A 13,348-nucleotide genomic window follows, 5' to 3' on the forward strand; every position below is an offset into this window, starting at 1 on the left:
GCCGACAGAGTATGGATACGCCGCCCCGCGCCGGCAACGGTGGAGCGGGGGCGTCATGCCGGGCCCCCAGCACCGGGGCCGGCTTCAGATGGTGTGAGGAAATGGCGCGGATCGTCCTCAAGTTCGGCGGCACCTCGGTTGGCGACGTCGAGCGGATCAAGAACGTGGCCCGCAAGGTCGAGCAGGAGGTCAAGGCGGGCCATCAGGTGGCCGTCGTGGTGTCGGCGATGGCCGGCACGACCAACCAGCTCGTCAAGTTCTGCACCGACATCGACCGGCTGCACGACGCCCGCGAGTACGACGCCGTCGTCGCCTCGGGCGAGCAGGTGACCACCGGCCTCCTGGCGATCGCGCTCCAGTCCATCGGCGTCCCCGCCCGCTCCTGGCAGGGCTGGCAGATCCCCATCCGCACCGACGACACCCACGCCAAGGCGCGCATCGTCTCCATCGACACCACCGAGCTGGAGAAGCGCATGGCGACCGGCGAGGTCGCCGTGGTCGCCGGCTTCCAGGGCGTCTCGCCCGACGGGCGCCTCGCCACCCTGGGGCGCGGCGGCTCCGACACCTCGGCGGTGGCGCTGGCGGCGGCCCTGAAGGCCGACCGCTGCGACATCTACACCGACGTGGACGGCGTCTACACCACCGACCCGCGCATCGTCGCCAAGGCCCGCAAGCTCGACCGCATCACCTACGAGGAGATGCTGGAGCTGGCGTCCCAGGGTGCCAAGGTGCTGCAGACCCGTTCGGTCGAGATGGCCATGAACCACCGGGTGCGGGTGCAGGTGCTGTCCAGCTTCGAGCCCGCCCCCGGCAGCGAGCTTCCCGGAACCCTGGTAGTCGACGAGGACGAGATCGTGGAAAAGGAAGTGGTGAGCGGCATCGCGTACAGCCGCGACGAGGCGAAGATCACCCTGATCGGCGTCGCCGACCGCCCGGGCGTGGCGGCCGGCATCTTCGGGCCGCTGTCGGACGCCGCCATCAACGTGGACATGATCGTCCAGAACGTCTCGGAGGACGGCACCTCGACGGACCTCACCTTCACCGTCGGCAAGGCCGACCTCGACCGCGCCGTCAAGGTGCTGGAGGAGAAGAAGGGCGAGCTGAACTACCGGCGCATCGTCTCCGACCCCAACGTGGTGAAGGTGTCGGTGATCGGCGTCGGCATGCGCAGCCACGCCGGCGTCGCCCAGCGCATGTTCAAGGCGCTGGCCGACAAGGGCATCAACATCCAGGTCATCTCCACCTCCGAGATCAAGATCAGCGTCCTGATCGCCGAGGAATACACGGAGCTGGCGCTGCGCTCGCTGCACACCGTCTACGGTCTCGACGCGGCCTGACGGCGCCGATTCCCGGAAGGCGATGAAGGGAGGCCGGCCATGAGCGCCAGCACGACGTCCTCGAAGACGGTCCGTCGGCGGCTCGACCGGCTGTGGAGCCGGGGGTGTGTCTTTCTCGGCTCGCCGACCGCCATCATGGGCGGCGCGATGACCTGGGTGTCGGAGCGCTCCCTCGTCTCCGCCATCTCCAACGCCGGCGGGTTCGGCGTCCTGGCCTGCGGCTCGATGGACCCGGAGCGGCTGGGCCGGGAGATCGCGGCGACCCGGGCGCTGACCGCCAATCCCTTCGGCGTGAACCTCATCAACATGCACCCCGACCTCGACCGGCTGGTCGACGTCTGCATCGAGCATCGGGTCGGCCATGTGGTGGTCGCCGGCGGCATGCCGTCGGCGGCGACCGTCAAGCGCATCAAGGACGGCGGCGCCAAGGTGATGGCGTTCGCCCCGGCGCTCGTCATCGCCAAGCGGCTGGTGCGCATGGGGGTGGATGCGCTGATCATCGAGGGCTCGGAGGCCGGCGGCCACATCGGGCCGGTCGCCACCTCGGTGCTGGCCCAGGAGATCCTGCCCGAGGTGCGCGAGGTGCCGGTGTTCGTGGCCGGCGGCATCGGCCGCGGCGAGGCCATCGTCTCGGCGCTGGAGGTGGGGGCGGCCGGCGTGCAGCTCGGCACCCGCTTCGTCTGCGCCGCCGAATCGATCGCCCATCCCAACTTCAAGAAGGCGTTCATCCGCGCCTCGGCGCGCGACGCCCAGCCCTCGGTGCAGATCGATCCGCGCTTCCCGGTGATCCCGGTGCGCGCGCTCGCCAACGAGGGCACCAAGCGCTTCATGGAGACCCAGCGCGCGGTCATCGCCCGGGTCGACGCCGGCGAGGTGACCCGCGAGGCGGCGCAGCTGGAGATCGAGCATTTCTGGGCCGGCGCCCTGCGCCGCGCCGTCATCGACGGCGACGTGGAGAACGGCTCGCTGATGGCCGGCCAGAGCGTCGGGATGGTGACCCGGGAGCAGCCGACCGCGGAGATCATCGCCGAGCTGCTGGGCCAGGCCGAGGCCGCCCTGCTGCGACGCTTCGCCTCGCTGCCCCTGCGCGCCCGGGTCGTGGAGGAGAGGGCGGTTTAGGCAAGCGCGAGCGGCGCCTCTGTGAACGGGCGCCGGCCGCACCACATTGTAGGTCGGTTCGCCCCCCAGCCGCGGGATCGCCATGCCCTCGACCTTCCGGACGATCGTGCCGGCCAGCGTTGCCCGCCGCTTGGGCACGACCGTCTCCGCCCTTGCATTTCCCGCCGCCGCGTGGAATTGAGCGCGCCATGGACAGCCTCAAGCAGCACACCGCCCCCTCCGACGGCAGCGCCTCGCGGCGCCTGCTCGCGCGGTTGCGCGACATCATGGCCGGTTCCGGCACGGGGCAGGACCGCCTCGACAAGATCGTCACCCTGATCGGCGCCGAGATGGGGGCGGACGTCTGCTCCTGCTACGTCATGCGCGCCGGCGAGGTGCTGGAGCTGTTCGCCACCGAGGGCCTGAACAAGACGGCCGTCCACAAGACGCGCCTGCGGGTCGGCGAGGGCATCGTCGGCGACGTGGCGGCGCACGCCCGGCCGGTCGCCCTCGACAACGTCCACGCCCATCCCAACTTCGCCTACCGGCCGGAAACGGGCGAGGACCCGTTCCAGTCGATGATGTGCGTGCCCATCCTGCGCGGCGGCAAGGTGCGCGGCGTGCTGGTCATCCAGCACGCGGCCCGGCGCCACTACGCCGAGGAGGAGGTGGAGACGCTGCAGACCATCGCCATGGTGGTCGCCGAGCTGGTCGCGGCGGGCGAGCTGATCAACCCCCAGGAGGTGTTCTCCACCGGCGACGCCGCCCTGATGCCGGCGCGCCTGTCCGGCGGCTCGCTGAGCGGCGGCCTGGCGACCGGCCTGGCGGTGGTGCACCGGCCGCAGCTCACCATCCGGCAGATGGTGGCCGAGGACGCCGACGGCGAGCAGCGGCGCCTCGACGGGGCGCTCAACGCCATGCACCGGGCGCTCGACGCGCTGCTCGCCTCGCCCTCGCTGGCGGCGCTCGGCGAGCCGCGCGACATCCTCGAGACCTACCGCATGTTCGCCGAGGACCGCGGCTGGCTCACCCGCATCCGCGACGCCATCGCCAAGGGGCTGACGGCGGAAGCCGCGGTGCAGCAGGTGCAGAACGACACCCGCGCCCGCATGAGCCACCTCACCGACCCCTACATCCGCGAGCGCCTGCTCGACCTGGAGGATCTCACCAACCGGCTGCTCCAGCATCTGGCCGGCCGGAACTTCGAGGGGGCCGGCGGCACGCTGCCCGACGAGATCGTCATCGTCGCGCGCACCATGGGGCCGGCCGAGCTGCTGGACTACGACCAGCGCCGGCTGCGCGCCCTGGTCCTGGAGGAGGGCTCGCCGTCCTCGCACGTCTGCATCGTCGCCCGCGCCCTCGACATCCCGGTGGTGCAGATCGCCGACGCCATGAACCGCATCGAGCCGCTGGACCCGGTGATCGTCGACGGCGACCACGGCACCGTCTTCGTGCGCCCCGCCGAGGACATCCAGATGGCGTTCGCCGAGAGCGTCGCCCTGCGTGCCCGCAAGGAGCAGCTGTACGTCGCCTGCCGCGCCCTGCCGTCGGTCACCCGCGACGGCGTGCCGATCTCCATCCAGCTCAACTGCGGCCTGCTGATGGACCTGCCGCACCTCCACGCCAGCGGTGCCGAGGGGATCGGTCTCTACCGCACCGAGATCCCCTTCATGGTGCGCTCCACCCACCCCGACGTGCCGGCGCAGACGGAGCTCTACGCCCGCATCCTCGACGAGGCGGGGAGCAAGCCGGTGGTGTTCCGCACCCTCGACGCCGGCGGCGACAAGATCCTGCCCTACATCGTCGCCGGCGAGGAGGAGAACCCGGCGCTGGGCTGGCGGGCCATCCGCATCGGCCTCGACCATCCCATGCTGCTGCGCCAGCAGCTGCGGGCCCTGCTGCGCGCCGCGGCCGGCCGGCCGGCGCTGTCGGTGATGTTCCCGATGATCGCCGAGGTCGCCGAGTTCGACGCCGCCCGCCGTCTGCTCGACCGCGAGGTCGAGCGGCTGCGCACCGAGGGCTACGCGCCGCCCGACCGCCTGCGCGTCGGCGCCATGATCGAGGTGCCGTCCCTGGTGTTCCAGCTGCCGGCCCTGCTGGCGCGGGTCGACTTCCTGTCGGTCGGCTCCAACGACCTGATGCAGTACGTGTTCGCCTGTGACCGCGGCAACCCGCGCACCGCCACCCGCTACGACCCGCTGTCGCCGCCCATGCTCGGCCTGCTGCGGCAATTGGTCGAGGCGTGCGACGGGGCCGGGGTGCCGCTGTCGATCTGCGGCGAGATGGCCGGCCGGCCGCTCGACGCCATGGCGCTGATCGGCATCGGCTTCCGCACCCTGTCGATGGCGCCGCCGTCGGTCGGCCCGGTGAAGACGATGCTGCGCTCCCTCGACGTCGCCGCCCTGCGCCAGTACATGGCCGGACTGTACGGCCGCCCCGACCACAGCGCCCGCACCAAGTTGCGTGCGTTCGCCAAGGACCACGACATCCTGATTTGAGCGGTTGCCCCTCGCGGCACGCCTTTGTTACAAGGACCTAGCCGAAGGTCATGTACCTTGGCCGCCGTGACGGCCGATGCGGTGTCGGCGGGCAGCCCCGCGGAAGGGTGCGGCGGCCCTCCCCGACGTTCCAGGCGACGCTACGGGCGATCTCATGGGCGACAGCAAGCGCAAGGTGAACGACGGCATGGACGCCTCCTCCCATCCCCCCGGCTGGGGCGGCGCCGCCGCACCCGGATCGGGCGCCGGTGTCGGCGCCGCCTTGCGCGAGGCGCGCCAGCGCCTCGGCGTCGAGCTGCGCGACGTCGCCTCGATGCTGCGCATCCGCTACGTCTTCCTCCAGGCGATCGAGGACGGGCGCTACGGCGACCTGCCCGGCAACGCGTACGCCGCCGGCTTCCTGCGGTCCTACGCCGAGTATCTCGGCCTGGACGCCGACGTCGTCGTCCGCCGCTTCAAGGACGAGGTGGCCGGCCGCACCGCCAAGCAGGAGCTGTACTTCCCCACACCGGTGCCGGAAGGCCGGGTCCCCGGCGGCACGGTCCTGCTGGCCGCCCTGGTCCTGGCCGGCACGGTCTACGGCGGCTGGTACTATCTGTCGGCCACCGATCGTTCGATGGTCGATCTGGTGCCGGCGCTGCCCGACCGTCTCGTCTCGCTGCTCGACAACCTGCCGTTCAGCTCCACCACCCAGCCGCAGCTTCCCCCCGCCGCGGACGGCGGCGCGGACACCCCCGCCGTGGTGGCCGAGGCCGACCCCGCGGCCGGCAGCGAGCCGGTGCCGGCGGCCCGTCAGCCGGCGCCCGAAGCGCCCCCGTCCGCGGCTCCCCCGTCTGCGGCTCCCCCGTCTGCGGCTCCCCCGCCCGCGGCGGCGACGCCGGCGAGCCCCCCCGCGGCACCGGCCGAGCCGCCGCCCGTGACGGTCGCCGCCGCCCCGGAGCCGCCGCCCGCTCCCGCCGCCGGCGGCGCCACGGCCACGCCGGCTCCCGCTGTTCCGGCCCCCGCTGTGCCGACGGCCGGGCCGGCCGCCGCGAACCCGCCGCCCGCCGCCGCCCCGGTGCCCATTCCGCAGGGGCCGGCCGGCGAGGAGTCCGCCGCGGGCCTCGACGACGACGAGGCCGAAGGCCCGGCACAGGAGCCGACGCCGTTGTCGCCCGCCGCCCCGGCCCTGCCGGCCGTCGCCGCAACCCCGGGGAGCACCGCCGCCGCCGATGCCGCCGCCGCCGCCGCGGCGCCGCCGACCCGCGTCTACGGCACGCAGAACCAGGAGTCGCGCATCCAGCTCCGCGCCACCCAGGACAGCTGGGTGCAGGTGCGCGACGGCAAGGGCGAGCTGCTGTTCACCCGCGTGCTGCGCCCCGGCGACGTCTACCGCGTGCCCGACCGTCCGGGCGTGCGCCTGCGCACCGGCAACGCCGGCGGGCTGATCGTCATCGTCGACGGCGTCGCCGGCACCCCGCTGGGGGCGAGCGGCCAGGTGTTGCGCGACGTCGCCCTCGACGCTCCGGCCCTGCGCTAAGCAGGTTTGCCCCGATCGAGCCGCAGATGGCCCGGCCTGGGCAAACCTGCTTGGGCGGCGCCCGGCCGGGCGTTTCCTTCCCTTGGAAACGGCATCGGGCATGCGCACTTCAGGCGCAGCGGCGGGTGCGCTATAAGGGCGGCTCGCCCCCGGTTCCGCAGTGAAGGCCAGTCCGCGATGAGCAGTGTGCGCGCCTACCGCCAGATCCAGCGCCGCCCCTCCCGCCAGATCCACGTCGGCGCGGTGCCGGTGGGCGGCGACGCGCCGATTTCGGTGCAGTCGATGACCAACACGCCCACCGCCGACGTCAAGGCGACGGTGGAGCAGATCCAGGCCATGGAGCGCGTCGGCGTCGACATCGTCCGCGTCTCCTGCCCCGACCGCGAGTCGGCGCTGGCCCTCAAGGACATCGTGCGGCAGGTCAAGGTGCCGGTCGTCGCCGACATCCATTTCCACTACAAGCGCGCCATCGAGGCGGCCGAGAGCGGGGCCGCCTGCCTGCGCATCAACCCGGGCAACATCGGCTCGGCCGACCGGGTGCGCGAGGTGGTGCGGGCGGCCAAGGACCACGGCTGCTCCATGCGCATCGGCGTCAACGCCGGCTCGCTCGAGCAGGACCTCCTGGAGAAGTACGGCGAACCCTGCCCGGAGGCCATGGTCGAGAGCGCCCTCAACCACGCCAAGATCCTGGAGGACCACGACTTCCGGGAGTTCAAGATCTCGGTCAAGGCGTCCGACGTGTTCCTCGCCGTGGCCGCCTACCAGGGGCTGGCGGAGGCCTGCGACTATCCCCTGCACATCGGCATCACCGAGGCCGGCGGCCTGCGCGCCGGCACGGTGAAGTCCTCCATCGGCCTCGGCATGCTGCTGTGGGCCGGGATCGGCGACACCGTGCGGGTCTCGCTCTCGGCCGACCCCACCGAGGAGGTGCTGGTCGGCTACGATCTGCTGAAGTCGCTGGGGCTGCGCCGGCGCGGCGTCACCGTCGTCTCCTGCCCCAGCTGCGCGCGGCAGAACTTCAACGTCATCAAGACGGTCGAGGTGCTGGAGCAGCGCCTCGCCCACATCACCACGCCGCTGACGGTGTCGGTGATCGGCTGCGTCGTCAACGGCCCCGGCGAGGCGCGCGAGACCGACATCGGCCTGACCGGCGGCGGCAACGACACCCACCAGATCTACGTCGCCGGCCAGCCCGACCACCGGCTGAAGAACCAGGACATCGTCGACCACCTCGTCGCCATGGTGGAGGAGAAGGCGGCCGCCATCGAGGCGGCGAAGGCGGCGGAAGCGGCCGCGGCGCCGTCCGCCGCCTCGGGAGCCGCCTCGGGAGCCGCCGCGGGAGCCGCCGAAGCCGCCGAGTGACGGCTCCGGCCCAAGTTCGGAACGCATCGGTGATCGCCTCCTACCTCGTCGTCGGCGCCAGCCACCGCACCTGCTCGGGCTCCCTGCGCGACCGCCTCGCCACCGAGGAGGCCGAGGTGCCCGAGCTTCTGGAGCGGCTGAAGGGCATCGGCTTCGAGCAGGCGCTGTGGCTGAGCACCTGCGACCGGGTGGAGGTGCAGGGGGTGCATCCGCGGCCGCTGGAGGCGGCCCTGCAGGTCGCCGGCCTGATGGCGGAGCGGCTGGGGCTGGAGGATACCGCCACCCTGACCGGCCAGCTCGCCACCCTGACCGGCGAGGCGGCGGTGCGGCACGTCTTCGATGTCGCGGCGTCGCTCGACAGCCAGATCATCGGCGAGCCGCACGTGCTGGGCCAGCTCAAGGCGGCGCACCGCCTGGCAGTGGCGGCGGGCACCACCGGCCCCGAGCTGGAGGCGGTGCTGCAGGCGGCCTACGCGGCGGCCAAGCGGGTGCGCAGCGAGACCGCCATCGCCGAGGGCGCCACCTCCATCGTCGCCGCCGCGGTGCAGGTGGCGCGCGACCTGCACGGCAACCTCAAGCGCACCTCGGCGCTGCTGCTCGGGCTCGGCGACATGGGGACGCTGGTCCTGGAGGGGCTGCGGGAGGCGGGGCTGCCGCAGGTCACGGTCGCCGCCCCGGTCGACCGCCGCGCGGCGGCGGCGGCGCGGCGGCTGGACGCCCACTTCGTCCCCTGGGCCGAGGCCGACGGCGCCCTGGCCGGCGCCGATATCGTGGTGACCGCGGCCGGCCTGGGGCGCTATATCCTGGCGGCCGGGGCGGTGGAGGCGGCGCTGCGGCGGCGGCGCTACCGTCCGGTGTTCGTCGTCGACACCGCCATTCCGGCCGACGTGGATCCGGCGGTGGGCGGGATCGACGACGCCTACGTCTACGACCTGGCCGACCTGGAGCGGGTGGCGCTGGAGGGGCGGGTGGGCCGGCAGGGCGCGCTGCAGGCGGCCCGCGCCATCGTCGACGAGACGGTCGCCAACTTCGTCCGCGACCGTGCGGCGCGGGCGGCGGTGCCGGCGGTGGCGGCGCTGCGCGCCCATTTCGAGGCGGAGCGGCTGCGCGTCCTGCGGGAGCACGGCGCGCTGGACGCCGGCGCGGTGACCCGGCTGCTGGTCAACCGGCTGCTGCACCGCCCGTCGGAGATGCTGCGGTCGCTGGCCGCCGCCGACGGCGGCGAGCTGGCGGAACGGGCGGCGGCGGAGCGGCTGCTGTTCCGCCTGTTCCGCCTGGATGAGGGAACGTCGGGGGAGGCCGAGGCCACCGACCCGAGCAACGAGGAAGAGCGAACGTGAGCCTGGAAGAGAAGTTCGACAGGGTCCTGGCCCGCCACGACGAACTGCGCGACGCGCTGTCCGCCGGCGCCGCCGATTCCGGGGAGTTCGCCCGCCTGTCCAAGGAGTACGCCGACCTCACCCCGGTCGCCGAGGCGATCGGCGCCCTCAGGAAGGCGCGCGGCGAGGCCGCCGACCTCGCCGCCATGGCCGCCGACGCCGCCGGCGACGCCGAGATGCGCGCCCTGGCCGAGGAGGAGCTGCGGGCGCTGCGGGAGCGCCTGCCGGCGCTCGAGCGCACGGTGCAGGTGGCGCTGCTGCCCAAGGACGAGGCGGACGAGAAGAACGCCATCCTCGAGGTGCGCGCCGGCACCGGCGGCGAGGAGGCGGCCCTGTTCGCCGCCGAGCTGTTCGACATGTACCGCCGCTACGCCGGCCTGCACGGCTGGCGCTTCGAGGCGATGGAGGTCAGCGAGACCGGGCTTGGCGGCTACAAGGAGGCGATCGCCAACATCACCGGCCGCAACGTCTTCGCCCGCCTGAAGTTCGAGTCGGGCGTCCACCGCGTGCAGCGGGTGCCGGCCACCGAGGCGCAGGGGCGCATCCACACCTCGGCCGCCACCGTGGCGGTGCTGCCCGAGGCCGAGGAGGTCGACGTCCACATCGACGAGAAGGACCTGCGCATCGACGTCTTCCGCTCCTCGGGGCCGGGCGGCCAGTCGGTCAACACCACCGACAGCGCGGTGCGCATCACCCACCTGCCGACCGGCATCGTGGTGAGCCAGCAGGACGAGAAGAGCCAGCACAAGAACAAGGCCAAGGCCATGAAGGTGCTGCGCGCCCGCCTCTACGAGCAGGAGCGTGCCGCCAAGGACGCCGCCCGCGCCGCCGACCGCAAGAGCCAGGTCGGCTCCGGCGACCGCTCGGAGCGCATCCGCACCTACAACTTCCCGCAGGGGCGCGTCACCGACCACCGCATCAACCTGACCCTCTACAAGATCGACAAGGTGATGCTGGGCGAGGCGCTGGACGAGGTGATCGACGCCCTCGTCGCCGAGGACGAGGCGCTGCGCCTCAGCGAGCTGCGGTGATGCGCCGTCCCCTTGGCGGCGTGCCCGTGCCGGTCCCCCACCCAACCCTCCCCCACTGCGCGGGGGAGGGCCTTCCTCCTCCCCCCGCGCAGTGGGGGGAGGTCGGGAGGGGGGAGCACCGCGACCACCATCCGAGGCGCGGTAACGACGCATGACCACCCTCCAGTCCCTGCGCCGCGCCGCCGAGGCGCGGCTGCGCGCCGCCGGGGTCGACACGCCGGAGCTGGACGCCCGCCTGCTGGCCGAGCACGCCCTCGGCCTCGACCGCGGCGCGCTCTTCGCCCGCGCCGGCGAGCCGGTGCCGGACGAGGATGCCGCCCGGCTGCTGGCCCTGGTCGAGCGCCGCGCCGCCCGCGAGCCCGTGTCGCGCATCCTCGGCAGCCGCGGCTTCTGGACGCTCGATCTGGCGCTCGACGCCGCCACCCTCGATCCCCGCCCCGACACCGAGACCGTCGTGGAGGCCGCCCTCGACGCCGTCGCCGACCGCGCGGCCGCCCTGCGCGTGCTCGACCTCGGCACCGGCACCGGCTGCATCCTGCTGGCGCTGCTCGCCGAACTGCCCAACGCCACCGGTCTCGGCATCGACCTCAGCGCGGCGGCGGTGGCCACCGCCGCCGCCAACGCCGCGGCCAACGGGCTGGCCGGGCGCGCCGCCTTCCGCACCGGGAACTGGGGGGAGGGACTGGCGGAGCGGTTCGACCTCGTGGTGTCCAACCCGCCCTACATCCCCAGCCGCGACATCGCGTCGCTGGAGCCGGAGGTGCGGATCTTCGACCCGCTGCGGGCGCTGGACGGCGGGGACGACGGGCTGGACGCCTACCGCGCCATCGCCGCCCAGCTTCCCGGCCTGCTGGCGCCGGGCGGCACCGCGGCCCTGGAGGTCGGCGCTGGACAGGCGGCCGACGTCGCCGCGCTGCTGGCCCGGCACGGCTTGGAGCCGAGCGGGGTGTTCCGCGACCTCGGGGGGATCGAACGGTGCGTCCGGGGGCGAAACGATCGGGGAATCCGGGGGGCGGGGTAAGAAAACAGTTGGATTGCGGCCGCCGAGCCGCTAGGGTGCGATGCATCGACGATACTCTGGGAGCCGAAACCGACTGGGCGCCCGGCGCACGATTGAGCCCGGCCTGCCCGCATGCGGCCCCGACGTCGATTTTGACTCCCCGCGAACCGATCCGTGGTGTCCCCACGGCGGGCCCGGTGGCCGAGAGAGCCACCGGGGCGTTGTGGGGATTGCGATTCTCGAAGATGGGGCCTCAAGAGCCGAATGAGACAAGGACCGAACAACAGGCGTTCGCGCGGCCGTGGCGGCAGCAGTGGTGGTGGCGGCGGCGGTGGCGGCGGTGGCGGAGGGGGCGGCGGTGGCCGCCGGCAGAACGTTCCGCTGCGCCACCAGACCTTCGACAGCAACGGTCCGGACGTGCGGATCCGTGGCAACGCGTGGCAGGTCCACGAGAAGTACCAGGCGCTCGCCCGTGACGCCGCCGCCTCCGGCGACCGCATCATGGCGGAGAATTACCTGCAGCACGCGGAACATTATTTCCGCATCATCAATCAGATCCAGGAGTCGGAGAATCGTCAGCGCGAGAACCGCGCCAACGGCAACGGTCACGACCGCCAGGGCGGCAACGCCGCGGGTGACGAGGACCAGGACGGCGAGGACGCCGTCGAAGCCGCCGACGAGCGCGCCCAGATGAACGTCTGACGGCGGCGGTCACCCCCGTTGCCGGAGCGCGGAGGCTCCGTCAGATCAGGGTGACCGGATCGCCCGGCGCGATCCGGCCGCCCTCGACGACGCGGGCGTAGAGGCCGCACTGGACGTGGCCGTAGCCGCGCTGCAGCGCCTGCAGGATGCCCAGGTCGCGGGCGCCGGTGTCGGGGTTGACCTCGGTCGCGGCGCAGCGGGGGATCGTGCTCTGCACCTCCAGCCGCGCGGCGCCGACGGCGAGCGTGCGGCCGACCCAGTGGCGCATCGCCCAGGGTTCGAGCCCGTCCAGCCACAGGTTGGCGCGGAAGCGGCCGGGGTGGACCGGCTGCTTCGTCACGCGCTCCAGATCGCGGGCGCTGGCGAGGTTGAGCAGCGAGACCACCGGCGCGTCGTTGTCGGTGAAGGCGAAGCCCTTGGCCTCGACGATCTTCGGCGCGCCGGGAGCGGCGCCGGCCATGTAGGCGGCGAAGAACTGCTCCAGCAGCATGCGCCCGGTCGGCTGGTCGAGGCGACCGCGGGCCACCGGCTTGCCGCCGCGGAGCACCACCAGGGCCTGCGTCGCCGCGTCGAACTCGGTGTCGAGCGCCGCCAGCCGCTCGTGCCGCATCAGCGTCAGGAAGTAGGTCTTGGGCCGCCACCCCTCGTGGTCCATGTCGAGCGCCGCCGGCCCGTGCAGCAGGGCGTAGCGCCGGTCGTCCGGCAGCGTCCTGCCCGGCTCCAGCTCGGCCGCGGGCAGTTCCTGCGCGCTCAGGCCCTTGACGGGATAGCGCCAGATCTTCGAGAGGGTGCACGACATGGACGGTATCTCAGCCGCGCCGACCGCGCCCTGTCAACCGTCGTGACCAAAACGTTTCATTTCCTGGTCTACCAGCGCTCCGCCGGCGGGCTGCCGTCGTGGAATTCGGCCAGCCGCCGCCGGGTGGCCGGGGAGGTGTCGTCGGGCAGCGCGTCCAGCGGGAAGAAGGTGGTCTCGACGATCTCCATCCCGTCGGGCCGCGGCGTGCCGGACCAGCGCTCGACCACGAAGACGGCGACGTGGTCGCTGGCGCCGTGGCGGAAGCGGGCGTACATGCCGAGCGGCTGGACGCCGCTCTCCACCTCCAGCCCGACCTCCTCGCGCACCTCGCGGCGCATCGCCTCCGCCAGGGTCTCGCCCCGCGCCACCCCGCCGCCCGGGAGGTGCCAGCCGCCGACGTAGCTGTGGCGGATCATCAGCACCTCGGGCGCCGCCCCGGTGCCGGGGCGCAGCACGATCGCCCGCACCCCCATGGTCAGCGGCCGCGCCACCCGGTGCCAGGCGATGCGGGCCAGCCAAGCGAGGCGCAGCGGGTGCAGGGGGTGCGGCATGATGCCCCGGGGGAGTGCGATGTCGGTCATGGGATGTCGGCAACGGACGGCGTCGTGGTGGACGGAGCCACC

At 73.2% G+C, this 13,348-nt stretch carries 11 protein-coding genes and 1 pseudogene; 10 read left to right on the top strand and 2 right to left on the bottom strand.

What is annotated here, in order from left to right:
* Positions 1-101 precede the first annotated feature (101 nt).
* The 10 genes and pseudogenes from ACSBPG_RS08540 to ACSBPG_RS08585 all read left to right on the top strand — a co-directional run bounded on the left by ACSBPG_RS08540 (position 102) and on the right by ACSBPG_RS08585 (position 11,926).
* On the top strand, positions 102-1,337 hold the full coding sequence (locus ACSBPG_RS08540) for an aspartate kinase (protein WP_435536712.1): 1,236 nt from the start codon (positions 102-104) through the stop codon (positions 1,335-1,337).
* A 39-nt stretch (positions 1,338-1,376) separates the two neighbouring features.
* Positions 1,377-2,456 carry an NAD(P)H-dependent flavin oxidoreductase gene (locus ACSBPG_RS08545; protein ID WP_435536713.1) on the top strand — a complete coding sequence of 360 codons (1,080 nt, stop codon included), beginning with the start codon at positions 1,377-1,379 and terminating at the stop codon, positions 2,454-2,456.
* Between the two features lie 188 nt (positions 2,457-2,644).
* Positions 2,645-4,933, top strand: coding sequence for a phosphoenolpyruvate--protein phosphotransferase (gene ptsP, locus ACSBPG_RS08550; protein WP_435536714.1), 2,289 nt, complete (start codon positions 2,645-2,647; stop codon positions 4,931-4,933).
* A 187-nt stretch (positions 4,934-5,120) separates the two neighbouring features.
* Positions 5,121-5,363, top strand: a pseudogene (locus tag ACSBPG_RS08555) (helix-turn-helix domain-containing protein); the annotation flags it as partial.
* A gap of 186 nt (positions 5,364-5,549) precedes the next feature.
* The gene (locus ACSBPG_RS08560; protein ID WP_435536796.1) at positions 5,550-6,452 is read left to right on the top strand and encodes a DUF4115 domain-containing protein; all 903 of its coding nucleotides are present in this window, start codon (positions 5,550-5,552) and stop codon (positions 6,450-6,452) included.
* Between the two features lie 177 nt (positions 6,453-6,629).
* Positions 6,630-7,814, top strand: coding sequence for a flavodoxin-dependent (E)-4-hydroxy-3-methylbut-2-enyl-diphosphate synthase (gene ispG / locus ACSBPG_RS08565; protein ID WP_435536715.1), 1,185 nt, complete (start codon positions 6,630-6,632; stop codon positions 7,812-7,814).
* Between the two features lie 29 nt (positions 7,815-7,843).
* Entirely contained in the window at positions 7,844-9,154 is a 1,311-nt protein-coding gene (hemA, locus tag ACSBPG_RS08570; RefSeq protein ID WP_435536716.1) for a glutamyl-tRNA reductase, read from the top strand.
* Complete coding sequence (prfA, locus tag ACSBPG_RS08575) at positions 9,151-10,224, top strand: peptide chain release factor 1 (RefSeq protein ID WP_435536717.1); 1,074 nt, start codon at positions 9,151-9,153, stop codon at positions 10,222-10,224. Before hemA ends, prfA begins: the two co-directional genes overlap by 4 nt.
* 151 nt (positions 10,225-10,375) lie before the next feature.
* Positions 10,376-11,245, top strand: coding sequence for a peptide chain release factor N(5)-glutamine methyltransferase (gene prmC / locus ACSBPG_RS08580; protein WP_435536718.1), 870 nt, complete (start codon positions 10,376-10,378; stop codon positions 11,243-11,245).
* Between the two features lie 243 nt (positions 11,246-11,488).
* Positions 11,489-11,926 (top strand): DUF4167 domain-containing protein, encoded by a 438-nt coding sequence (locus ACSBPG_RS08585; RefSeq protein WP_435536719.1) that lies wholly within the window; start codon positions 11,489-11,491, stop codon positions 11,924-11,926.
* A gap of 40 nt (positions 11,927-11,966) precedes the next feature.
* Here the strand turns inward: ACSBPG_RS08585 and ACSBPG_RS08590 are convergent, their stop codons facing one another.
* Together ACSBPG_RS08590 and ACSBPG_RS08595 are read right to left on the bottom strand one after the other, a co-directional pair.
* The gene (locus ACSBPG_RS08590) at positions 11,967-12,725 is read right to left on the bottom strand and encodes an MOSC domain-containing protein (RefSeq protein WP_435536720.1); all 759 of its coding nucleotides are present in this window, start codon (positions 12,723-12,725) and stop codon (positions 11,967-11,969) included.
* Between the two features lie 68 nt (positions 12,726-12,793).
* The gene (locus ACSBPG_RS08595; protein ID WP_435536721.1) at positions 12,794-13,306 is read right to left on the bottom strand and encodes an NUDIX domain-containing protein; all 513 of its coding nucleotides are present in this window, start codon (positions 13,304-13,306) and stop codon (positions 12,794-12,796) included.
* Positions 13,307-13,348 lie beyond the last annotated feature (42 nt).

The sequence above is a fragment of the Azospirillum sp. ST 5-10 genome, from assembly GCF_051225715.1.
Lineage (GTDB): Bacteria > Pseudomonadota > Alphaproteobacteria > Azospirillales > Azospirillaceae > Azospirillum.

What these genes read in the sequence shown, in the direction of transcription:
- ACSBPG_RS08540 (WP_435536712.1), top strand. Translation starts at nt 102, where the DNA reads ATGGCGCGGATCGTCCTCAAGTTCGGCGGCACCTCGGTTGGCGACGTC.
- ACSBPG_RS08545 (WP_435536713.1), top strand. Translation starts at nt 1,377, where the DNA reads ATGAGCGCCAGCACGACGTCCTCGAAGACGGTCCGTCGGCGGCTCGAC.
- ptsP (WP_435536714.1), top strand. Translation starts at nt 2,645, where the DNA reads ATGGACAGCCTCAAGCAGCACACCGCCCCCTCCGACGGCAGCGCCTCG.
- ACSBPG_RS08560 (WP_435536796.1), top strand. Translation starts at nt 5,550, where the DNA reads ATGGTCGATCTGGTGCCGGCGCTGCCCGACCGTCTCGTCTCGCTGCTC.
- ispG (WP_435536715.1), top strand. Translation starts at nt 6,630, where the DNA reads ATGAGCAGTGTGCGCGCCTACCGCCAGATCCAGCGCCGCCCCTCCCGC.
- prmC (WP_435536718.1), top strand. Translation starts at nt 10,376, where the DNA reads ATGACCACCCTCCAGTCCCTGCGCCGCGCCGCCGAGGCGCGGCTGCGC.
- ACSBPG_RS08585 (WP_435536719.1), top strand. Translation starts at nt 11,489, where the DNA reads ATGAGACAAGGACCGAACAACAGGCGTTCGCGCGGCCGTGGCGGCAGC.
- ACSBPG_RS08590 (WP_435536720.1), bottom strand. Translation starts at nt 12,725, where the DNA reads ATGTCGTGCACCCTCTCGAAGATCTGGCGCTATCCCGTCAAGGGCCTG.
- ACSBPG_RS08595 (WP_435536721.1), bottom strand. Translation starts at nt 13,306, where the DNA reads ATGACCGACATCGCACTCCCCCGGGGCATCATGCCGCACCCCCTGCAC.